We start from the raw sequence: 22,679 nt of genomic DNA, 5'->3' as shown, positions 1-22,679 counted from the left end.
TCTGGAGACTGACATGTCTGTTGCGAACCTGGTTGTGGAGGCCCATGCCGCCGATGCCCCCCTGAGCGGCGTAGTGCGACGCTACGAGCCGCCTACCGGATGGCAGGAGTCGATCGTGGCGGCCCTCATGCGTGGCGCGCTGCGTGTGGGGCTCAAGCCTTTCCTGGGGCCACCCTGGCCGTTTGCCGTGCAGAGGGCGGCCCTGGCCATCGGTTCGGGCTTGATGCCACAAGATCGTCGGGCACAGGTGAAGGCCGATCGCATTGCCCACATGCATGTCGAGCGCATCGTGCCCAGGTCGGCCGTTCGGGCGCCCCAGGCGATTCTGTACATGCACGGGGGCGCCTTTGTGGCGGGCAGCCCGCGCACACACCGCAGCATCACCCGTCGCTTGTGCGCCTTGACCGGTGCCGAGGTGCTGGTGCCGCATTACCGGCTGGCGCCTGAACACCCGTTTCCCGCGCAGATCGAAGATGGGGTGTTGGCCTACAAGCAGTTGTTGTCTGAAGGCTACCCCGCAGACCGCATCGCGATTGCCGGGGATTCGGCCGGTGGGCACCTGACCTTGATTGTGACCGTCGCCCTGCGACAGGCGGGGCTGCCCTTGCCGGCCGCCATGGTGATGATGTCGCCGGCCTTTAGTCTGGAGCCTTTGCCCAACACCACTGCGTATGAGCGTGAGCCGCGCGACCCGATGATCCGCCAGGCCTGGGGCCAGGATGTGGAGCGTGCTTTGCGCGTGCCGCACGACCACCCGCTGGCTGACGCGATGCAGCAGGATTTGCGTGGCTTGCCGCCGGCGCTGGTGCAGGTGGGTGAGGATGAGGTGCTGTTTGACAACGCCCCTTGGTACAACGACGCGGCGACGCGCTCAGGCTCAAGAAGTGAGCTGGAGATTTACCTGAAGCGCTGGCATGTGTTTCAGGCGCACGCCGGGCTGATGCAGAGCGCGGACGAGGCGCTGGCGCGGCAGGCGGCGTTCCTGCAGAAGTGCTGGCAGCGCTGAGCGCACCCACGCTACCCGAGCGACTCAGGCGGCCGGCTTGATGTCGAAGGCTGAGAGGTGATTGGCCAAGTGCATGGCGTGCGCGAGTTCGTACTCGGCCTTGCTCAGCCGACCATAGGCGAAGTGGGGTTGAAGCTCGCCAGTGTGGCGATGGAAAGCGTCGATGGCTTGGTGTAGCTCGGCCAGAGCGACTTGGGGGTCGGCCTGAGGGCTCAATGCCGGCGCACCAGGGATGGGCTCGCGGAGGTCGTGGTTCATCTGGGCACGCCAGGCAAACACCTGATAGGCCGCACGGCCCACCGTGCGTTGGAACAGCTCGGACTTGGCCTGCGGATACCCAGACATGGCGAAGCGGATGCTTTGCGCGCAGTGGATGAGGGTGGCGGGCCAGGTCCAGACGGCGGTTTGCGGCCGGTCAGCCAAGCTGGCCAGGCGGTCCAGTTCGTGCTGGGCTTCGGACAGCGTGGCGAAGTGCAGATCGCGCAGAGGTGTGGAGGCCTGGCAGCCCGTTGTTCCGAGGGCGCAGCAGGCAGCAGCTGGCGCAAGGGTGGAGGCCAGAAAGTGGCGACGTGGCGGTGTGGGGGCTGGCATGTGTGTGGTCCTCAATCACCCAATTCCAGATCGTATCGGGTTCGCAGGGTGTTGGCGGCACGGATGATGCCTTCACATAACTCGTCGGTGTCCCATGCTTGTCCGCGCTTGATGACGAGCGATAAGTGATCAATGTACGCACCAATTTCTGGGTCGATGTCTGCGGAGTACGTGGACTCTTCCTTCACTTCCTGCACCTGATCTGATGCGAGGCACAACTCTGCGGCCATGGCGCGCTGAAGGAGACTGATGGCGCCACTTGCGTGAGAAGCGGGGGCGGATTGTGAATGTGCCGATTTGGCTCGTACATACACACCATCGAGGTAGACAAGAAGGTCTTCGTTGACGGCGAGTTCATAGGGTGATGAGGGGGAGTCAGGGGGGCGGATGCATCGTCGCCGGCATGTCGAAGGTCGTCGTCAGGGATGACGATTTCAATCCATGGCTCTGCCATCCCCGCCGAAATGACAGCCAAGGTCTTGGGTGGGTAGCCGTGGATCTGACGTTGCCCGAGATAGCGATGACGCAGAGCGAACCATGCGACCAGCGGCCCCAGCCAAGTGAGCGCGGTGATGGCGGAGTACACCGTGTCGGGCTCGCCGGGCTTGACCAAACCGACATACAGCATGCCCAGGGCCTGGCCGAGCAGGAAAACGCCAAGGGCGGCCGCCGCACGTTGCCAGCGGCTACGTGGGGCTTTCAATGAGATGAGGTGGGACTTTTGGGCTGGTGGGTGGTGGCGAGATGCCCGTGGGTTAAGCGGTCCCAAGCCGTGTTCTTGGGCGAGCGTGTCGTTGGCCTCCGTGTGGCTGGGGTTCGTGTGTTGTGCGCGGATGAGTTCTGGTGACGGGCTTGCCGCGGCATCGGGGCGCGCCGTGAGCTTGTCGAGGGCTGAAGCGTAGTCGCCGTTGCGGATGTCCATGGGTGTCGGTGCAAGTGTTACTTGGCGGCGTGTCGTTCGTCCAGAACCCAGGGGTCGTCTGGATCGATACGGCACTCGTCCTCTACCCACTGCGGCCAATGGGGGATCTTGCTGGTGCGCATGACGATCCAGCGGAAGACGCTCTCCGGCAAAATGAAAACTTGGAACATCCATTGCATCAAAGGCCAGCCGTTCATGTTCAGCGTCAGGCGCTCCCAGCCGAAGGCCCAGCTTTCGCGTTGCTTGTAGATGCCGGGCAGCATGATGAGTGGGAAAGGTTTGATCGCTTCCAGCACGGGGCCAGGGCCTTCTTCCATGTAACGGCGAAAAAATTCGAAGTGGTCTTTTAATCCTTGTACGCCAACAGCGTTCGTTGTGGTGACTTTGCTCAAGGCGAAGGTTTCAAGCACGGTTTTCTTGTCATCAGCGAGCAGGTGGCCCGCAATGAAGCCATCTCGCGTTGGCAAATCGTGACCATAGATGGTCCAGTAGATGTCGTCCCACCCAGCTTTGAGAACCTTGCCATCTCGCTTGAAAACATACACCTGACGGTTCTTGCGGTTGAACCGGATGGGGTAATGGGTATAGGTGAAGGCGTCGCGGGTGAAGAGGTAAGCACAAGCAGCCAAAAGTGCTGCAAAGAAACTCATCAACATGACCCCTATGAGTTCATGCCCTGTACCTTGAAAATAGATGCCAGGCATGTGTAGCAAGCCATATGTGATGACTGTGCCGATGAGTGCTCCACCCATGGCCACAAACCCACGCATGGAAAACCATTTGTCCACGCATTCCACGAAAGTGCTGTTGAGTTGGCTGAGCGACAGTTCGTAATGCGGCTTCGCACTGACAGACGTGCGAACGTTGAAGCGGTGCTGCTGTTCGCTCTTGCTGAGAGGTCGGTTGACCTTGAAAGAGGTCACCATGCCATTTGGGTCGAGTGTGCCCATTTGCGAGGTCAGGCAAAAGCCCGCTTGAGTTGTTCGGCCTCTTCGGTGTGGCTCTTGTACTTATCGCCTTTGGTGCCGAAGTGGCAGCGCATCAGCCATTCCTGAACCTTGTTGTCTTTGTTTTCTTCAATCCATGCGGTGATGACAAATAGCGCCAGAACGGCAATGCCCACGATGATCCAGCCTATAAAAGGGATGCTGGCCGAAAAGTAGAAAGCGATGGCAAGACCCGCGCCTAGTCCACCGACGAGAAAGTAGGCGGTAGATAAACCAACATCACCCTTCTTGCCTTCTTCAACGGCTTTCATCACATCCAATCCCGCCATCACCAGTCCCGCCCCGAGACCAAGTCGACGCCCCGCAGTTTTTAGAAAGTCAGGGGCCTGAGAAGTTGTCAGCCCCATGGCATTCCTCAGCCTCGCTTCCTGCACCTTCTGCAGGGTCAGTCCTGTAGCCTCCCCAACGCTGCCCACGATGGCAAGGCCGCCTGCCACCAGCCGCGCTGCAGCCTCGCTCTTTTCGTGTTGCATGCCATCGGTGTAGTCGCTTACCAACTTGGCGAAGTTGTAGCTCTGCACCAGCCCCGTGACAAAGGCGCTGACTGCGCCGAAGCCCGTGCTCGCCGCCCCGCTCTTGAACGCTTCGGCCTTAAGGTCGGGTAGGCTCTCTACCTTGTGCAAGCTCTTGGCGAGTTCCTGCGCCAGCGTTGCCCCTTTCTTGCCGCTGGCCGCAGCCTGCTGGGCCGCCGAGCGGTCCAGTACGATCAGCCATTTTCGTTTGTCGGTCTTGTCCATGGGCTGGCCGTCGATTTCCATGAGACGCATCTGTGCTGCGATCGCCTTTGACATCTGGTTGTGATTGACGGTCATGCTCGGGTCAACCTGCATTACGGCTCGCATCATGTGCTGCACGAACTTGCCCCGGTTGCCACTGACCTGCACCGTCGTGAATTGCACGCCCCCTGCAGCGGCCACGGCGGCCACGGCGCGTGATGCTGGGCCCCCTTTCAACGCTTCGTCCATGTTCTTGAACAGGGCGCCAGCTACGCTTTGCAGCAGATCGGCCATGGCGGCTTGACCTCCTGGCGGCAGTTTCTCCAGCGCCTCTTTGGTATAGCCCACCAGCATGTCAGTCGGAAAAGCTCGGCCGTCGAGCGGCGCCGAGTCGGCCTTGTTGATCTCTGCGAGCAGCTTCATTTGGTTGAACCCGAGCGCTCGCATCAGTAAGTTGTCTGCTGCTGAGGTGTCTCCGTGCTTAAGCCATTTTTGATAAAGCTGGTAGCTGGCTTGCTTTTCGCTGGTGTGGCGCAACATGCCCGCCACCGTCGCGGTGAACGCTGCGCCGCTGTCGAGGTTGGCGTCATCGTGGTTGCAGCTCATGTGGCTGACCATGCAACGGTGCTGCAGCCATGCCACGTGAGCCTTGGCCAGCGGTGCAATGTGCTCTGCGTCAAACTTCTGTAACCCCTTGTTGTAGCTGTCAAGCCATGCTTTGCTGGCTGCCGCGTCAAAACGCGGCTTGCCCATGCGGTCGTGGGTGTACGTGCGCCACTTGTTGCTGGCAACGGCTTCCAACGATGCAGGGGTGATGCTCTCTCGGATCTTCCGGGCTGCCCACGGGTTGCTATAGGGAACTCCAGCCATCGCAGCGTTGGCGCTGTAATCGGCGGGGCTGTTCTCCATGCTGTCAGCGAGCTCTTGCCCGGCGATCATCTCAGCGAGCTTGGTCTGTTCTTTGATTGCACCTTCGAGGCTGAGAATGGTGCTGGCGGCAAAGCGTGGCTTGGCCGCACCTTCGTGGTTCATGAACTTGATTTTGCGGTACTCCATCAGCGAGGCAATCTCCATCGCCAAGCCAACTGGATCATGCAGCGCCACGATGGCGGCACCGCCTTGCGGCCTGGCTTGCTGAACCGCTTTGAGCAAGGCATCGCCGGCCAGTTGTCGTCCGTTATAAAGATGGGGGCACCACTTGCCGAATGCCTGTGCGGCCGACGCTTGTTCCATCTTGAATTCTGTGACGTGCGTCTTGATCGACTCAATTGGTGCTGTGCCTGGTTGCTGGCTCGCTTTGCCGCCAGAGACCGTGATGCAGCGCATGTGCTTTTGTCTGAATGCGGCGTCGGCGTGTTTCTGCCAGACGGTGTGCGTCCATTGCACGCTGCTGAAGCATATCCAGATCTTGGTGGCGTGTTTCGGGTTCTGGATGGTGATGACGCCAGCGAGAGGGGCGGTACCGTTGCGAGCGCAGCGGAAGGTCGTGGCAGGTGTGGGGTGCACCTTGAAGGCCATGACCATGGAGGGCATCTTGGTCAGGAAGCCGTCGGCGGTGACGAAATACTCGTCCCAACGTTTGCGGGCTTCGTCATGAACGTAGACGTAGCCGCTCCTCAGCAGCCGCAAGCCATAGTGCGCGCCATTGCCCAAGGGCACGTTCTTCAGCTCTGCACTGTCTAGATTGCCGCTCAACCTGGGTGCGCCAGTTTCACCGGGCATGAGTGCGTAACGGGTCAGCAGCAATGGCAGCCCCTCCTTTGCGCAGGTTTCGCAAGGGTTGTCGCACATCTTTGGGGCGGCGCTCATGACGTTAATGCTTCCTGTTGTGTGAGTTTTTCTAGTTCCACTGCCATCCGTTGCCAGTCATCCGTTGCCAGCACACAGGTCAGCTCCTGATAGTTCAGTTCGTCTTTATGGGTTGCTCTCTGCATTGTCTGCAAGATGGCGCGCATACGTGGGTGGGTGTGAATGGCCGGATGAATCGTGTGCGCGTGCAAGGCATAGCAGACTAGATCGGCTTGCAAGCTCAGGCCATCTCGTTCCAACCTCTGCCGTACACAGGCGTCCAGCGCGGCGGCTTGATCGATCCAGTGCGATGCGCTCTTCGGAGGGGCTCCCTGGGCGAGGACGCGGTTGATGACACCAATGCGTAGCAAGGCGGCAATGTGCCTATCATCCATACGGAAGTCATGGGGGCGGGCAGCTTCGCACGATGTCAGGCAGGTCCACTCGCCAGCCCAAGGTGCTGCGACCGAGGAAATGGGGCCCATCAGCCACGACATACCGTCTTTCCCCAGAATGCGAGGCATTTGCAAGAACGTGCCGGGGTCAAAGAAGCGCCATTGCATGGGCCGGCTTTGGCCGGGGGGGGCGTAAAACCAAGCGTTGTGCGAGGTGTCGTGCAATTGCTGTGATGGACGATCGGGCAGCGAGCATTAGGCTGACTCGCGTTTCTTCTCGGCTCAGTGTCTCGTGATGGAGTGCATCACACCATTCGGCGCGTTCGCTGCCTGCGATAGAACTCAGATCGATGAGTGCTGGGCACCGATCGGTGTCATCTTGCAGAAAGACGGGGGCAATGACGGTTTGTGTCCATGACGATGGCAGTGAATCGCGCTGTGTGGCATCTACCAAGGCAAAGCGGAACTGCTCTGTGGTTTGCCGGTCTGGGTAAAACGTTGACACCGATCAGAACTCCGTGATGGCATCCAGCCCCTTGACCTGACGCTGGGCGCATCCCTTGATGGCCGATGCCTTCTTCAACGCCAAACTCGCCGACGCACTCCCCCCACCTGTCAACTCCTTCATCGCCGCCTTGAAGCTCGCCTTGCCACTCGTGCCAATCTCGATGTTCCCGCCCTCGATCTTCACGTAACCCCCGCCGCCATTGAGCACAATCCGGTTGGGCGCGGTGATGACGATGTCAGCTGCCGTACTTTGCAGGTCAATCGCTTTTTGCGCGGTCAGCGTGAAGGCATCGCTTTGCGCCTCGGTGCGCACATTGCCGCTGGCGGCGTGCAGTTTCATCCCCACGTCCTGCACGGCACGCTGTTTGTCCTTGGCTTCCCCCCGCGTGAACAGGCTGATGCCATCTTTGACGACCCAGGCTTGGTGGCGTTGGGCCAGCAGGTTGGTGTCTTGCGCGGCGGTGAGGGTGGTGTGCTGGCCGGTGCTCAGCACCGTGTGCGCGGGTGTCAGTGCGGCGATGTCGCCCGCTGCGCTCATCACCAGGTCAGGCCGTTCGGTGACCGGGATCTGGCCGTGCCCGCCGTCAATGCCACGTGTCGCGCCTGGCGATGCACCGTCTTCGGCTTGGGCTGACATGCCCCCAGACTGCTCCGCGCCCCGCAGGCTTTGGAGCGTGGCCTGCAAGGCCGCATGAGCCGGCAACTTGTCAGGCGCGGCCTCACCCGGCAGCTTGGCCAGGTGCGTCTGCGCGTTGGCGTGCAGGGCCGTCATCAGCTCGGCATGGCCGCGCAGTTGGCTTTGCGCCTCGCGGCTGTTCATGGGCTGACCTTGACCCGTGCTGGTGCCGCCCGCGCGGGCGTGGGTGCTCACATGCAGGCCGCTGGCTGCGCGCAGCGCGCCTTGGGCTTGTGTGTGCAGCTCCAGCCCGTGGCCCCGATGGGCCAGGCGCAGGTTGTCGCTCTGTTGCAGTAGGTGGCCCATTTGCAGCCAGGTCTGGCTTTGCGTGGTGTGCACCAGGGTGCGGCCCTGGCCGGGCGTGTCGTCGAACACCAGTTGGTTGTGCCCGCCGCTGGCCATGCCAGCGGGTGATGCTGTCTTTCTTGAGCACGGCGCCGGGCTGGGTGTAGCGGATGCGGGGCTGCGCGTTGGGCTGGAAGGCGCCGTTGTGGTCGGCAATCACCAGGGTGTGGGCACCGAGCGTGCGCAAGTCATGCGCGTCGCCCTGATGCTCGAACCAGGTGAACAACCCTTCTTCGGCCCACAGGTGTTGCAGGAAGCCGAGGTCGGTTTCGTTGAACTGCGTGCACAGCGAGCGGCGGGCGAAGGCATCGTGGTCAGCCACGTCGATGCGCCACTGCGGCATCAGGCGGCCCTGGCTTTGGTAGTCGGCAAACACGGCTTCGGTGATGTCGAGCGGCAGCAATTGCTCACACCCTGCTAGGAAGCAGGGCCGTAGAATTTGGCGGTTCAGACATAACGATATCAAGGGATAGGCATGCTGTTGAGTTCGACGCGGGGTGGTGGCGCGTATCCAGTTGCGCGCTTCATTGGCTTTTGTGTGTTGGCGAATGGGGTGTTGAGTCTTGCCGGGTGTGAGTGGTGGGCTCAGCGTCAGGCGCGAAAGCTTGCTCAAGCGCCTGAGACGCAGGCCAAGGTGGATGCACTCAAGGGCAAGACGCTTAAGCAACTCAGCCACGTGCCGGGAGGGGCTTTCTGGCTTGGGGACTTTGGTGTGCTGATGGACAAGCAGGCCAAAGACACCGATGCCCGCCCGGGCCCTGACGCCAAATCGGGAGCGGGCTTGCAGTTCACCATCGACGAAGACAACAAGCCGCCGAGGTGGGTTGAACTGGACGGGTTTTCGATCCAGCAATACAAGGTCACCTACGGTGACTTTGATGTCTACGTGCAGGCGAATGCGCTGCCGGCACATCCGCCCAAGGGCAACGATGACTTCCATGGCATCTGGCAAGACGCCCGCACCGGAGACGATGTGCCCGCCGGTGTGGCCTGGCAGCAAGCCAAGGACTACTGCCTGTGGCTTGGCAAGCTCACGGGCTTGCCGTTCGACCTGCCCACCGAGGCGCAGTGGGAGTTCGTCGCCAGCAACCGCATCAACAGCTACCGGCAGCCATTTCCCACGAAGACGGGGCAGATCATCGAGGGGAAGAGTCATCCCACATTCGCACAGCAGAAGAAACTGTTGGGGCGACATGGCGCTTTGTATCCAGTCGGGCGATATGAGCCGTCCCCGTCGGGGCTGTATGACTTGGTGGGCAATGGCTTTGAGTGGATGAACGATTGGTATGCGCCAGATGCTTACCAGCATGGTCCCAGCCAGAACCCCACGGGGCCCGTTACGGGCAAAGAAAAGGTTTTGCGCGGCAAGCCTGCGCATGAAGATTTCTCTCCGTTTCCGCATGTGATGCGCTATCACAAAGACCCGAATGAACATCGAGTTGCGCCAACGGATGCGGAGCCGTTCCCCTTTACCAGAGAGAGTTTTCGCTGTGTCGTGAATCGCCCCGATTCGATCAAGTGATCGACGTGACGCGGGTGTTCAGGTGCGCGGACTTTCGGTAGGCGACACATGCAAAAAAGAAGGCGCACACCCAACTGGCCATTTGCCATGGCATTCGTGGTCGCAGGCCTTGTTCCTGCATGGTTCGGCATATCCGGGATTGGCGAGGCGCTGTCCCTCCACACCCAGGGCGAGCGAATCATCGGGCTCATTGATCGCTTTGATTGCCCTCGCCGAAGCACTTCCTGTGACGTGATCGTCACCTTTGTCGCCCCTGATGGCCAGAGCCGACAAATTGTCGAGAGGAATGCATCACCCGCACCGGACTTCGTCGCAAGAGGGCGAACAGAGGTGCTTTTTCTGCAACAAGGCGAGCATGAGGTAATGCGCTTGAATCGTTCGGCCTACCTGTGGGGGCTACCGATCCTTCTGACACTGCTCTCAACACCATTCATGTGCGTGGGTGCGTACTTGGTGTTCATGTCGTTGAGGCAGCGTCGCTGATCAGGGCAGGCTGCTGCATTGGTTTCAGGCAGGCTTGTCTCTGCTCCGATCACTTTTGGCCTGATTGCTGGAGCTGTCGATGTCAGGCCAGCATGCCGCCCAATGGCGTGGTTTTGCCTTGCAGCAAGGCCAGATAGGGCAGTGAGTCGCCCATTCGCGCATAGGTTTTGAACGCTGTCGAATCGTTGAGGGCCAAGGTGTGTCCTCGCGGTGGTTCGTAGGGCAGTCGCATGTAGAGCGCCTGCAACTCATCATCGAACTGGCTGTCCAGGGGGCCGATCTCCATGAAGCGCATCAGCCCCTTGAGGTTGCCCTTGAAGCCGCCTTTTTCTCCATTGGGCCCGATGTGCTGCACCATGTTCTCGAACTGGCGTTTGCTTTGCGCCCAGCGACAGATTTGCATGACGGCTTTTTTTCGATCGCCCATGACCTCGAGGTTCAATCCCGTGTTTTGGGGCAGCAACTTGGTCATGGTGCCGTGTCGGGTCAACTGATACAGCATGATGCCGTGCGCCTCAGGCACGCAGATGCGCAACTCTGGTGGGTTCTTGAGCACGCGGTTCATCAGTGTGATGCGTTGGTCTTCCAACTCGATCTTGCGGCCGAATGCATCCCAACGTGCCGCAACATCGCTATAGGCATCTGTGACCCCATTCATCAGCAGGGTCTGAACCCGGATGGCCGATTCGTAGCCCTTGGCGGTCACGATCTCCAGCATCTCGAAGTTCGCGTTGAGCAAGGCGCGAAACAGCCATTCCATGAACGTGTAGATGCGCTTCGCATCAACCTCCATGCCGATCTCGCCTTTGGCGCCAGGCCCCAAGCAGACCCCCGCCTTTGCCTTCAAACGGAACTTGCCTTTGTCGTAGTGCACGATGAGCGCCGCTGCAGCCCCCACCCCGAACTGGGCTTCCACCTTGGGGCCAACCTGGGCCATCGAGCCGAATTCATCACCTGTGTCCGGGCTCTTGTACTGCAGCGCACCCGTGAGCTCGCCGCTGAGCTTGGCTCCGGCAAACAAGTCGGCGCCGGCACCTGCCTCGGCACCCAATTGGTCCAGCTTGCCTGTCTTGGTGGCGGTGGCCGATGCAGCTTGCTTGCGCCGCGCTCCCTTTACACCGGACTTGCCCGTCAACTGGCTGTAGTCCACTTCCAATCCCAGTTCAGCCGAGGCGCTGGCACCACATGCGCCTTCCAGTTTTGCCTCGCCGAAAAAGCGCACGGCGCCGATGTGGAATTCCTTACCGCTCTTGGGGCCGGTCAGGGTCCAGACCCATCCATCCTTGGCTGGCAGGTAGCCTTCGACCTTGGCTTTGCCGCTGAGGATCATCAATTCGGCTTTGCCATTGAACTTGGCCGCGATCTTGCCGCCTCGTGGGTTCCACTCCGCGCTGGCCGCGCAACCTGCAAAGTACCGAAACAGCTGCACGCCGTATTCAAAGCTGACGTTGTTGCCGTCGGACTTCTTGTTGACCTGTTCAGCCCAGGATTGCAGCTCAGGGAACCAGAAACCAGCGGTGTGGCCCAGGGTCCATTCGGCTTTCAGCTTTGGTTCGAGCTTGCTGAGCTGGTTCTTCAACTCCTTGCCGTCGATCTTGCCGTTTTTGATGAAGCTGGCGGGTTGACCCTTCTCGTGCTTGTTGAACTGGTAGCTGCGCCAATGGTTGCTGACCTTGTCCGAGCGGACGTAAGTCCATTTGCGGGCCCAGGGTTGGGGCTTGCCGCCTTGCTTGCGCTGGGCCAGTGGGATGAGCTCCAGCATTTCCTTGCCATTGCCTGAAGTGGCCAGGTAGCCTTTGTCTCCTAGCTCCTTCTTCACCGCCGCATAGGCGGTGTCATAGGCCTTTTGGGCTTGTTTGATCTGATTCTGCAAGGACTGGATTTCACCAACGAGTGGGAATCGTTGAGCCTGAGCCGTGGCAAGTTTTTCTTCAAGATCCAGCAACTTCTGCCTGGATTGCGCCAGTGCATCGCACAACGTTGCCATTTGATTGGCTTCTTGAATGAAGGCCTTGGCGTGTTCTTTCGGAACCACCACGACGGACTCATGCTTGGGGTCTAGCAGCAACAGGTCGGCGTCGAACGTTGCTTTCGCTGGGGCGACTGTGCCTCGGCTGGTGTTGGTGGTGCCGTTGCCTAGCACGGTGCTATCGGTGCTCATGGTGTCCTGTGTGTTGTGAGTGCGGTTCAGTTGTCGTCTGCCACGACACGGATCTTCCGGCCTTGTGCGGTGTGGATGCGCGAGGTCTTGCCGGCGGAGTCGGTGAAGCCACGAGCGAGCACCTCACCGGACTCGTTTTCCATGCGGTACTTGTAGAAAGGCAAGACCTCGCCGGTCTGTTCGTCGGTGATGGCGAACTGCTCGTCGAACAGATCGTTGGCCTTGGTCAGCATCGGCCCATTGCCCGACGCACTCTCCCCTCCCGTCAACTCCTTCATCGCCGCCTTGAAGCTCGCCTTGCCACTCGTGCCAATCTCGATGTTGCCGCCCTCGATCTTCACGTAACCCCCGCCGCCATTGAGCACAATCCGGTTGGGCGCGGTGATGACGATGTCAGCCGCCGTGCTTTGCAGGTCGATTGCTTTCTGCGCGGTCAGCGTGAAGGCATCGCTCTGCGCCTCGGTGCGCACATTGCCGCTGGCGGCGTGCAGCTTCATCCCCACGTCCTGTACCGCGCGTTGTTGGTCTTTGGCCTCGCCCCGTGTGAACAGGCTGATGCCATCTTTGACGGCCCAGGCCTGGTGGCGTTGGGCCAGCAGGTTGGTGTCTTGCGCGGCGGTCAGGGTGGTGTGCTGGCCGGTGCTCAGCACCGTGTTTGCAGGGGTCAGCGCCGCGATGTCGCCCGTTGCGCTCATCACCAGATCAGGCCGTTCGGTGACCGGGATCTGGCCGTGCCCGCCGTCAATGCCACGTGTCGCGCCTGGCGATGCACTGTCTTCGGCTTGGGCTGACATGCCCCCAGACTGCACCGTGCCCCGCAAGCTTTGGAGCGTGGCCTGCAAGGCCGTATGAGCCGGCAACTTGTCAGGCGCAGCCTCGCCCGGCAGCTTGGCCAGATGCGTCTGCGCGTTGGCGTGCAGGGCCGTCATCAGCTCGCCATGGCCGCGCAGTTGGCTCTGCGCCTCGCGGCTGTTCATGGGCTGCCCCTGGGCTGTGCTGGTGCCGCCCGCGCGGGCGTGGGTGCTCACATGCAGGCCGTTGGCCGCGCGCAGCGCGCCTTGGGCCTGCGTGTGCAACTCCAGCCCGTGGCCCCGATGGGCCAGGCGCAGGTTGTCGCTCTGTTGCAGCAGATGGCCCATTTGCAGCCAGGTCTGGCTGTGCGTGGTGTGCACCAGGGTGCGACCCTGACCAGGCGTGTCGTCGAACACCACTTGGTTGTGCCCGCCGCTGCCCGCTTGCGAGGCGTCCAGGCTCTGGCTCTTGAAGCCGCTGAGTGTGGCGGTGTGGGCGTGGCCCTCATGGGCACCTTGTCGCGCACTGCCTGGAAACCACGCCGGTGCGTTGCCGGTGGCTCCCGCCGCCCCGGCGTTGACACGGTTGCCCTGGGCGTCGGGTTGGCCCTCGCCGTTGTAGGTGGCGCCGACGATGACGGGGCGGTCGATGTCGCCGTCCACAAACTCCACCAGCACCTCTTGCCCCAGACGCGGGATGAAAACCCCACCCCAGTTGGCCCCGGCCCAGGAGGACTGGGCCACGCGCACCCAGGTCCCCGAGGCATCCGATGCGGGGGCGTTGTCATCCAGCGGGGCGCTCAGGCGGTGGCTGGCTTGCGCGCCGCGCTGCCAGTGGAACTGCAGCTTGATGCGGGCGTCGCGATCGGTGTGGATGGGCGCGTCCAGGCCCACGACCAGCGCGGTCTGCGTGCCCCACACGGTGGGGCGTGCGTGAACCAGGCGACCTTGCGCATCCATCAGGCGCGGGCGCACAGGCACGCGGGTGCGCTGGGCGCTGAAGCGCGCTTCGTACAGCGGCTCGTCGCTGGCGTTGGCGTTCACGGCTTGCTGGCCGGGGCGCACCACGTTGCCCAGCAGGTGCTGCAAGCCGGCTTGCACATCGGCGCTGAGGTTGTTGCGGGCGCGGTGCACCACGCCCAGCACCACGAAGCGGGCTTCGTCATCGCTGCCCTGGGTCAGGCCGCTGTCGTGCTCGGGGTGTTCCAGCAGCGTGAAGGTGGTGCCTGGCTGCAAGGTGCGCACGGTGGCCGCACCTTCAAAGCGCTTGCGCTCGGCCTGCAGGCTTTGCTGCTGGATCCGCACGCGGCGTTCGGCCTGAGCGGGCGTTTCGTAGGCGTAGGCGCCGGGCTGGTCCACATGCCTCATGGGCATGGGCTGCGCGTGGTCGGCATCTGCCTCGGCGCTGGCGGCGTGGCTGCTCACGGTGCGGTAGTCCCAGCTGGCCGTTTGCACGCTGCTGCTCGCGACCTGACGGTGGCCATGCCAGCGGGTGATGCTGTCTTCCTTGAGCACGGCGCCGGGCTGGGTGTAGCGGATGCGGGGCTGCGCATTGGGCTGGAAGGCGCCGTTGTGGTCGGCAATCACCAGGGTGTGGGCACCGAGCGTGCGCAAGTCATGCGCGTCGCCCTGATGCTCGAACCAGGTGAACAACCCTTCTTCGGCCCACAGGCGTTGCAAGAAGGCGAGGTCGGTTTCGTTGAACTGGGTGCAGAGCGAGCGCTTGGCGAAGGCCTCGCGGTCGGCCACGTCGATGCGCCACTGCGGCATCAGGCGGCCTTGACTTTGGTAGTCGGCAAACACGGCTTCGGTGATGTCGAGCACGCTCACGTCCTGGAACACCCAGGCGTCGGTGCGTTGCGCGAGGAAGGCGCTCCAGGGCTCGATGTGAAGACGATAGCGGGCCAGGCCGCCGTCGGCGCCCAGCAGCTCAAAGCGGGTGACATGGCCGTGGAACGGACGCAGCGCGGTGGTGCTGTGGGCGGTGAGCAGCTCTAGCAAAACGGGTTGGCCCAGCAGGTCGGGCGCATGCAGGTCGGCCCGGGTGCTCACGGCCAGCAGGTCGATGCCGAAGCCAGTGTGCAGGCCGGGGACACCTTGAGGCGCAGCGCCTGCGGGCAGGCAGGCGCGGCCGGGGCTGAGGGTTTCGGTGACCGTGGCACGTTCGGCCAGCAAGGCGTCCGGGCCCAAGGGCGTGTGCAGGCGCAGCAGTCGGGTGTGCTGGTTCGGGCCCAGTGCGCCGAGTTCGGCCAGCAGACTGCCAATCAGCTCGCGGGCCGAGCCGGCCACGGCCGCCTGAATGCCGGCAAGATCCGTCATGTGTCCATCCCAGAATTGTGTGCGTCGGCCGTGTCATGTCGCACGGCCGCAGAACCCGGGACGTTAGCGCAAAAGCACCGCGGCATCGCCGCAGCCCCCTCCAACAGGGGTGCCGACGATGCCGCCAAGTTGCAAGCAGTTGTGAGCGCTGTGTGCGCCTGTCAGGCTGCGGTCAGATGAAGCTGAAGTGTTCCTGGTCCATCTGCATCACGCTGCGGGTGGGCGACAGCATCGACTTCTTGTGGCCGTCGGCGCGGGGCAGCAGGCGCTCGAAGTAGAACTCGGCGGTCTGCAGCTTGGCGGTGTAGAACTCTTTCGAGTCCTTGCCGCCGCGGGCCAGCTTGTCCTGGGCGACCAGGGCCTGCTTGAGCCAGAAGTGGCCCATCATCACAAAGCCCGAGTACATCAGGTAGTCGTAGCAGGCGGCGCTGACGATGTCGCGGTCCTTGTTGGCGCGCAGCATGATGCGCAGCGTCAGGGCCTTCCACTGCACGGCGCGCTTGAAGCAGGCGCGGGCCATGGTACCGATGGGGCCGCCCGAGAGCAGGTGCGGCTTGGCCTGGGCGATCATCTCGTTGGTGAAATGGAAGATGCACTTGCCACGGGTTTGCAGCAGCACCTTGCGGCCCAGCAGGTCGAGCGCCTGGATGCCGGTCGTGCCTTCGTATAGCGTGGAGATGCGCGCGTCGCGGGCGATCTGCTCCATGCCGTGCTCCTTGATGTAGCCGTGACCACCGAACACCTGCATGCCCAGGTTGGCGCACTCCAGGCCCATTTCGGTGATGAAGCCTTTGAGGATGGGGGTGTAAAAGCCCAGGCGGTCGTCGAACTCCTCATACTGGGCCTGGTTGCCGCTGGAGACGGCTGCCACCATGTTGTCGGCCAGCTTGGCGGCGTTGTAGATCATGGCGCGAGCCCCTTCGGCCACGGCGCGCTGGGTCAGCAGCATGCGGCGCACGTCGGCGTGCCAGATCAGGGCGTCGGCCACGTGGTCGGCGTCTTTCTTGCCAGACAGCGCACGCATGGAGCGGCGCTCCTTGGCGTAGGGCAGCGAGCCCTGGTAGGACAGTTCGGCATGGGCCAAACCTTGCACGGCGGTGCCGATGCGGGCGGTGTTCATGAAGGTGAACATGGCTTCCAGGCCCTTGTTGGGCTCGGCGATCATGTAGCCCACCGCGTCGTCGAAGTTCATCACGCAGGTGGCCGAGGCCCGGATGCCCATCTTGTGCTCCAGCGCACCAGCCTTGACGGTGTTGCGCGCGCCCAGCGAGCCGTCGGCGTTGATGAGGAATTTGGGCACGATGAACAGCGAGATGCCGCGGGTGCCCTTGGGGGCGTCGGGCAGGCGGGCCAGCACGATGTGGACGATGTTCTCGGCCAGGTCGTGTTCACCGGCGGAGATGAAGATCTTGGTGCCAGTGATCTTGTAGCTGCCGTCGCTGGCCGGTTCGGCCTTGGTCTTGACCTGGCCCAGATCGGTGCCGCACTGGGGCTCGGTCAGGCACATGGTGCCGGTCCACTCGCCGCTCACCAGCTTGGGCATGTAGGTGTTCTTCTGCTCGGTGCTGCCGAACTGGAAGACGGTGTTCATGCAGCCCAGGCTGAGGCCGGGGTACATGGTGAAGGACCAGTTGGCCGTGCCCATCATCTCGGCCTTGAGCATGTTCAAGGACATGGGCAGTTCCTGGCCGCCGTATTCCTTGGGGTGGGACAGGCCTTGCCAGCCGCCGGCCACGTACTCGGCATAGGCTTCCTTGAAGCCCTTGGGGGTGGTGACCTCGCCGTCGGCGATGGTGCAGCCTTCCTGGTCGCCCGACAGGTTTAGCGGGGCCAGCACCTCTTCGCAGAACGTGGCGCAGCCTTCCAGGATGGCGTCCACCATGTCGGGGGGGGCGTCTTCGGCGCTCGGCAACTGGGCGTAGTGGGCCGGGTAGTCGAACACCTCGTTGAGCAGGAAGCGCACGTCGCGCAAAGGAGCCTTGTATTGCGGCATGGGTCACCTCGGTATGTGGGTCTGTGGGGTTTCGAACGACCTTTTCAAACGATCGTTCGAATTGCCGTGTTTATACCGCAGGGGTGTCTGCTTGTGGGGCGGTGGCGCCAATGTTGACGGGGTTTCCCCCTCGATTGGGTGGGGCAAGGTGGGGTGTGGGTGCAATGAGGCGCCCAAAAGAAAACCCCGTCCGGGGACGGGGTTGGCAGGGCGTCGGCGACCAAGCGCCACTGCGTGGGGGCGTCAGAGGCCGAGCAACTTGAAGAGGGGTTGCAGCAGCGCGTCGAGCGTGCCGGGGGTCTTGGTGTTTTGCTCGTTCTTTTGGGTTTCGTAGGCGCGGATCGGCGTGCCGGTGCCGTCGATCAGGTTGTCCACCACCACCTTGAGGCTGCTGATGTTGGCTTCCTTGATGGCGGTGCCCGAGAAAGTGAGTGTGGTCAGCGTGTGCGACTTCAGCAGGTCACGCTGGTAAGGCACGTAGTAGCCCACGTTGGGGTAGGGCTTCATGGTGTTCACCCACTTTTGCACTTCGGGCACCCACTTCTGGTTCAGCAGGGTGTCGCGCGGCGTGCCCGATTCGGCGGCGGCGATCTCCGGGTAGAACGAGGTGTAGGAGAAGGCCGAGTAGATGCCGTCGCGCTGGAAGGTGCTGAAGTTGAAGCGGTCTTGCGGGAAGATCTTGGCCAAGCCGGTACTCAGCGAGCCCAGGTTTTCAGCCGTGCCCGCATAGGGGTACATCGTCAGCAGCTTGGTGACCAGGCCGTCGTTGCCGTCCAGACCCCACACATTGCGGATCTTGTTGTGCAGGAGTACCGAGGGCGACACTTCAGGGCTGTCGGTGCGGTTCACATTGAACAGCGGACCCGAATCGGCCAGCAGGGCCGACTTCTTGGGGTTCATGGCCAGGCGCAGCCAGCCGTAGTTGGCGGTGGAGCCAGCGCCGCCGGCCGAGAAGCCGGTCACCAGCAGTTGGGCGGGCTGTTTGAAGTTCTTGCCCAGCCATTGGGCCATCGCGTAGCCGTTGACGCTGCCGCGGTGGTACTGCACGCGGGGCTTGCTGGGGTCGGCATCGGTGTAGGCGGTGATCTTGTTGCCGGTGTGCACGTCGCCCGTGCAGTACGGGGCGTAGACGATGTTCCAGCTCTGGGTCTGAACGGACTGCAGCGGGTGCACGCGCATGGAGAACGGCGTGATCAGGCCGCCCAGGGCCAGGCCCGACATGCCGCCATTGAGGATGTTGAACACATTGGTCATGTAGTCGGCTGGGACCCCATTGGGGTTGGAGGCCGACAGGATGGACAGGCCGAGCGGGCCTTCGCCCTTGCCTGCGCAGGAATTTTGATCCCAGCAAGCACCACCGCCCTCAAACACCACCACGGTCTTCGTGCTGAACGGGGTCTTGTTCACGAAGAAACGGTAGGGCGAGCCATCGCCGCAGGCGGCGCCGCTGCTGGCGGGCAACTCCACCGCCTCCCATTGGAAGTAGCCGGCCGAAGCGGCCAGGGGCAGGAGGCTGGCCAGGGCCAGGACTTGGGCTTTGATGGGGAAGCGGCGCATGGTGTGTCTCTCCAAGGGTGTCTGGGCGAGTGGGCCCCGGCGGACGTGCGTGCGTCCTGGCTCTGGGCGATGGCGCAGTCTAGGAATTCGTGACGAATGTCGCGATCAGGGCAACACCTATCGGGTGATCCCTGGGAATGTTGCGCGCCAGCGCCGGCTTGCGCGGGCGGCGGGGGTGTGGCAGCGTGGGGATTCGGCAGGCGCTGTGGCGCAGGCTCACCCACCCAGGACGGTCAGCACGCCCGTGTAGCCGTGCAGGTGATGGCGGGAAATTTCACCGGCTGCAAAAAAGCCCACCAAGGGGATGTCGCCCAGCGCATGGGCGATGACGGCCATCTCGGCGTTTGGCCCCCCGAAGTGAGGCCCGCCGCGCCCGGTGCAACTCACGTAGATCGCACCCACGGGTTGGCTGTCGGGGTGTTCGCTGGGGTCGAACTCTTCGCGGATCTCCGCGCACATCCGCACCAGATCCTGCCTGGCCGCGTGGGCATCGCGTTGGCAGAACGCCAGTTGCATCCCCGTGCTGACCGCTTCGCTCAAGGCCACACCCTGTCGGGCCGGGTCCAAACCGATCAGGTGGCGTACCCGGCTGTCGGCGCCAAAGTGGGCGCCGTGGCTGAGCAGGTCTTCATGGGCCTCGGTCAGGCCCGCCAAGGTCATCCGAACCTTGGGCAAGGCCTCGCGCTGCCAGTCGGGTGAGCGCAAGGGGGCGCTCACCCCCAGGTCCTGCATCAGGCATTGCAGAGCGGGTTGCCCATCCAACTCGTACACCAGGTGGCGGTCGGCTGCGGTGATCTCGCGGCGAGGTCCCACCGGCGCGCAGCCCTGTGTGACCCGCGAGACCAGGCGCACCCGCTGGTGGAAGGCCACGCCCGACAGGCCCCCGTGCCACAAGCCGAGCGCCCCCGGATCCCGGCTGCCGAGGTGGGCGGCCGGATCGTGCGGGTCGACGGCCAGGTGCAGGCTGTGGGCCTGACCCGCGCTGAGGCCTCCGAACAGGTAGCCGGTGTCGGTGCGCTCGGCCAGTTCGCGCAGCAGCTCGGGCAGGTCCGGCGTTTGCCCATCGGCGTGCACTTGCGCCACGTGCGCGTGCCAGCCGGGGTGGCTCAGTGGCTGCGCTGGTGGCAAAGGCTGGCGACCATGGAAGATGCGGAAGTCGTCGTGCGGCAGATTGCACAGCATCACCGCCAGGGCCGGCTCGTTCAGGTATTCCACGCCCGTGGCCAAGACGCCGGCGCCGATGGCCCCCACCCAGGCCACCTCGGGCAGATGCTGGCGCAGCCCGTGCAGGATGGCGTCGGCCCCATGCGCCAGTTCGTCGCTCAGGTAGCACCAGCCCAGGGTGGCCCCGAGGTCACGGGCACCTTGCGAGGCCAGTTGCGCCCAGACCAGCTCCAGCGCCAAGTCGGGCTGGGGGTGGGTGGCGTGGGCGTGCAGGCAACGCAGGCCCAGGGGGTGCGCAGCAGGGGACATCAGGCTTGGGGTGGCGTCTTGCGTGCGGTCTTGCTGGCGGCCTGCTTGCGCGCCGGGGTCTTGCTGGCCGCCGTGCGAGCACGAGGCTGGCGCGTGGCGGGCTTCAGGGCTTCGGCGGTGGCCGCCGCAGCGGGGGCGGCAGCCGCCTGGGCCTTGGCCACCATGTCCTGCATGGAGGCTTCCACGCTCTGGCCCACGGTCTGCGCTGTTTGCGAGGCCTGGGTGGCCAGGTGGGAGAACTGCTGTGTCAGCGTATCCCACCAGTGCATCGGGTTGATCAGGTCGTGGGCCGGGGTCTCCGCGGCGGGTTCGGCCGCCGCCCCAGAGGCCGGGGCGGTGTCAGGGGATGCCGACGCCGGCTGGGCCTTCAGCGTGTCACGCAGTGCGTCCATCGACACGTTCATGCCCTGTAGGGTCGACAGCGTCATCTTCTGCACTTCCATGCCCTGGATCGTCATGGCGATCATCCGGCTGTTTTGCTCCAGCCAGAACTGCACGGTCTTGAGCTCCTGGATGCGCTTGTCCAGCTCCTCGGGATCAAGGGTGGGTACGGACCAGGCCGGCATGCCGGGGACGGTGGCGCCAGTGGGGGCGCTCATGCCGGGCAGGGCGGCGCCGGCGGCCTTCATCCAGTCCTGAAAAAAGCCCAGGCCTGCCCCCAGGCCCGCAAAGGGGAGGGCGCCTTCATGGCTGGAGCCGGACGGATCGGTGCTGTGTGGTCGCGTGGTCATGGCGGTCTCCTGTCGGTCACGGGTGGTGTGATCCATTGTGCCTTTGTGGCGCGGGCTTGGGCAGCCTTCGGAACAGGCAACGCATAATCGGCGCCTTCATGCAACGCCGCGCCCTGTTTTCTCATCTCAGTCGTCTCGCTGCTGCCCTGGCCTGGCAGCAAGTGTGTGCCCACCGTGCTCAGGCGCGGGGACAGGTGCCGCCGCCGGGTGCCTGGAACGTGTCTGACGAGGTTTTCACCCTGGGCGTGGCCAGCGGGGAGCCCCGCTCCGATTCGGTGGTCATCTGGACCCGTCTGGCGCCCAAGCCCCTGCAGGCCGACGGAGGCATGCCCGCGCAGGCCGTGCCGGTGCGCTGGGAGGTGGCGGCCGATGCCCGTTTTGCGCAGGTGCTGCAAAGTGGCAGCGCCGTGGCCGATCCGGCCGTTGCCCACAGCGTGCATGTGGAAGTCAAGGGCCTGCCTCCCGGGCGCTCCTGCTTCTACCGCTTCGAGGCCGGGGGGCAGCGCAGCCCCGTGGGCCGCACCCGCACCGCGCCCGCCTCAGGCGAGCGCAATACCCGCATGCGTGTGGCGCTGGCGTCCTGCCAGCATTACGAAACGGGTTACTACACCGTTCACCGCGAGATCGCCGCCAGCGATGTCGATCTCGTGCTGTTCGTAGGTGACTACATCTACGGCACCCAGGCCAAGCCTTATCTGCGTGTGCGCCGCCACCCGCACGTCATGCCCGACTTGCATCGGCGCACCCTGGCCGACTACCGCCAGCACTACGCGGCCTACAAGCTCGATCCAGACCTGCGCGCCTGCCATGCCGCCCACCCCTGGCTGATGGTGTGGGACGACCACGAGGTCTCGGCTGACTACACCGGGCGCCACAGCCCGGAACTGCCGGACCCGCAGGCCTTCCTGGCCGTACGCACCGCAGCGTATCAGGCGTATTTCGAGCACCTGCCCTTCTCGCCGCACCGGGCGCCCGTCGGTGGCAGCATGCCTTTGCATGGGCGCTACCAATGGGGGCAACTGGCGGACCTGATCACGGTGGACACGCGCCAATTCCGCGACCCGGCCGTGTGTGCGGGGCGCCACGCGCCGATGAACGGCAAGCTGCTGTGGCAGTGCGATGCCGCCCAGGCGCCCGAGCGCACGATGCTGGGCCAGAGCCAGGCCTACGACGTGGCGGCAGCCTTGGCCTCCAGCACCAGCGACTGGAAGTTCATCGTCCAGTCCTCACAGATTTCGCCGGGCGTGTTGCGCTCGCCGCTGGGCCCCTTGCTGTATGCCGATGGCTGGGATGCCTACCCGGCCGCGCGCCGGCGCCTGACCGAGGCCATTGCCCAGCCTCGCGTGCCCGATGTGGTCTGCCTGGGCGGTGATGTCCATCGCCATGTGGCCGCCAACCTGCGCCTGGACCCTGAGGACCCGGCATCCCCGATCATCGCCAGTGAAATCGTCACCACGTCGGTGAGCAGCCGGGGCCTGAGCGAGCTGCTGAGCAGCTGGGTCAAGCGTGGCAACCCCGATCTGCTGCACGTTCGAGGTGATGAGCGCGGCTATGTTTTGCTGGACATCACGCCCCGACAGGTGCAGATCGATTTCCGCAGCACCCCGCACCCCGTGCGCGCCGACAGCCGCTTGCGCACCCAGGCGCGCTATGTGATCGAGCGCGGCCAACCTGGGCCGCGCAAGGCCTGATCCCC

The 22,679-nt window shown here is 63.5% G+C and carries 17 protein-coding genes and 1 pseudogene; 4 read left to right on the top strand and 14 right to left on the bottom strand.

Going from position 1 to position 22,679, the window contains the following annotated elements:
• Positions 1-13: 13 nt before the first annotated feature.
• Positions 14-1,006 carry an alpha/beta hydrolase gene (locus AC3WW4_RS17020; protein WP_488829615.1) on the top strand — a complete coding sequence of 331 codons (993 nt, stop codon included), beginning with the start codon at positions 14-16 and terminating at the stop codon, positions 1,004-1,006.
• Between the two features lie 24 nt (positions 1,007-1,030).
• Here AC3WW4_RS17020 and AC3WW4_RS17015 read toward each other — a convergent pair whose 3' ends face one another.
• From AC3WW4_RS17015 to AC3WW4_RS16980, 8 genes and pseudogenes are all read right to left on the bottom strand, one after another.
• The gene (locus AC3WW4_RS17015; RefSeq protein ID WP_488829614.1) at positions 1,031-1,597 is read right to left on the bottom strand and encodes a DUF1569 domain-containing protein; all 567 of its coding nucleotides are present in this window, start codon (positions 1,595-1,597) and stop codon (positions 1,031-1,033) included.
• A gap of 11 nt (positions 1,598-1,608) precedes the next feature.
• Entirely contained in the window at positions 1,609-1,827 is a 219-nt protein-coding gene (locus AC3WW4_RS17010; protein ID WP_488829613.1) for a hypothetical protein, read from the bottom strand.
• Positions 1,782-2,519 (bottom strand): hypothetical protein, encoded by a 738-nt coding sequence (locus tag AC3WW4_RS17005; protein ID WP_488829612.1) that lies wholly within the window; start codon positions 2,517-2,519, stop codon positions 1,782-1,784. Before AC3WW4_RS17005 ends, AC3WW4_RS17010 begins: the two co-directional genes overlap by 46 nt.
• A gap of 17 nt (positions 2,520-2,536) precedes the next feature.
• Positions 2,537-3,469 carry a DUF6708 domain-containing protein gene (locus tag AC3WW4_RS17000; RefSeq protein ID WP_488829611.1) on the bottom strand — a complete coding sequence of 311 codons (933 nt, stop codon included), beginning with the start codon at positions 3,467-3,469 and terminating at the stop codon, positions 2,537-2,539.
• 8 nt (positions 3,470-3,477) lie between these two features.
• On the bottom strand, positions 3,478-6,051 hold the full coding sequence (locus AC3WW4_RS16995; RefSeq protein WP_488829610.1) for a T6SS effector BTH_I2691 family protein: 2,574 nt from the start codon (positions 6,049-6,051) through the stop codon (positions 3,478-3,480).
• A complete protein-coding gene (locus AC3WW4_RS16990) occupies positions 6,048-6,593 on the bottom strand; it encodes a hypothetical protein (protein WP_488829609.1) in 546 nt (181 codons plus the stop codon). Before AC3WW4_RS16990 ends, AC3WW4_RS16995 begins: the two co-directional genes overlap by 4 nt.
• Before the next feature lie 340 nt (positions 6,594-6,933).
• The gene (locus AC3WW4_RS16985) at positions 6,934-8,010 is read right to left on the bottom strand and encodes a DUF2345 domain-containing protein (protein WP_488829608.1); all 1,077 of its coding nucleotides are present in this window, start codon (positions 8,008-8,010) and stop codon (positions 6,934-6,936) included.
• Positions 7,907-8,296: pseudogene (locus tag AC3WW4_RS16980) on the bottom strand (contractile injection system protein, VgrG/Pvc8 family); the annotation flags it as partial. The gene AC3WW4_RS16985 and the pseudogene AC3WW4_RS16980, both read right to left, overlap by 104 nt.
• Before the next feature lie 132 nt (positions 8,297-8,428).
• On the opposite strand from AC3WW4_RS16980, the gene AC3WW4_RS16975 reads away from it, so the two are divergent.
• The gene (locus AC3WW4_RS16975) at positions 8,429-9,475 is read left to right on the top strand and encodes a formylglycine-generating enzyme family protein (RefSeq protein ID WP_488829607.1); all 1,047 of its coding nucleotides are present in this window, start codon (positions 8,429-8,431) and stop codon (positions 9,473-9,475) included.
• Positions 9,476-9,562: 87 nt separating this feature from the next.
• Positions 9,563-9,958, top strand: coding sequence for a hypothetical protein (locus AC3WW4_RS16970; RefSeq protein WP_488829606.1), 396 nt, complete (start codon positions 9,563-9,565; stop codon positions 9,956-9,958).
• An 82-nt stretch (positions 9,959-10,040) separates the two neighbouring features.
• Here the strand turns inward: AC3WW4_RS16970 and AC3WW4_RS16965 are convergent, their stop codons facing one another.
• From AC3WW4_RS16965 to AC3WW4_RS16940, 6 genes are all read right to left on the bottom strand, one after another.
• Entirely contained in the window at positions 10,041-12,119 is a 2,079-nt protein-coding gene (locus AC3WW4_RS16965) for a hypothetical protein (RefSeq protein ID WP_488829605.1), read from the bottom strand.
• 26 nt (positions 12,120-12,145) lie between these two features.
• Positions 12,146-15,229 carry a type VI secretion system Vgr family protein gene (locus AC3WW4_RS16960; protein WP_488829604.1) on the bottom strand — a complete coding sequence of 1,028 codons (3,084 nt, stop codon included), beginning with the start codon at positions 15,227-15,229 and terminating at the stop codon, positions 12,146-12,148.
• Between the two features lie 172 nt (positions 15,230-15,401).
• A complete protein-coding gene (locus tag AC3WW4_RS16955) occupies positions 15,402-17,222 on the bottom strand; it encodes an acyl-CoA dehydrogenase C-terminal domain-containing protein (protein ID WP_488829603.1) in 1,821 nt (606 codons plus the stop codon).
• 243 nt (positions 17,223-17,465) lie between these two features.
• Positions 17,466-18,779 carry a pectin acetylesterase-family hydrolase gene (locus tag AC3WW4_RS16950; RefSeq protein ID WP_488829602.1) on the bottom strand — a complete coding sequence of 438 codons (1,314 nt, stop codon included), beginning with the start codon at positions 18,777-18,779 and terminating at the stop codon, positions 17,466-17,468.
• A gap of 216 nt (positions 18,780-18,995) precedes the next feature.
• Positions 18,996-20,252: an FIST signal transduction protein gene (locus AC3WW4_RS16945; RefSeq protein WP_488829601.1), complete on the bottom strand. Its 1,257-nt coding sequence runs from the start codon at positions 20,250-20,252 to the stop codon at positions 18,996-18,998.
• Positions 20,252-20,983: a PhaM family polyhydroxyalkanoate granule multifunctional regulatory protein gene (locus tag AC3WW4_RS16940; RefSeq protein WP_488829600.1), complete on the bottom strand. Its 732-nt coding sequence runs from the start codon at positions 20,981-20,983 to the stop codon at positions 20,252-20,254. The genes AC3WW4_RS16945 and AC3WW4_RS16940 overlap by 1 nt, the downstream gene beginning before the upstream one ends.
• A gap of 98 nt (positions 20,984-21,081) precedes the next feature.
• Here AC3WW4_RS16940 and AC3WW4_RS16935 point away from each other — a divergent pair, with 98 nt between their 5' ends.
• The gene (locus AC3WW4_RS16935) at positions 21,082-22,674 is read left to right on the top strand and encodes an alkaline phosphatase D family protein (RefSeq protein ID WP_488829599.1); all 1,593 of its coding nucleotides are present in this window, start codon (positions 21,082-21,084) and stop codon (positions 22,672-22,674) included.
• Positions 22,675-22,679: the final 5 nt, after the last annotated feature.

The sequence above is a fragment of the Aquabacterium sp. TM01 genome (genome assembly GCF_057808345.1).
Note: the sequence above shows the minus strand (reverse complement) of the source record. Positions and strands in the feature narration are given on the sequence as shown.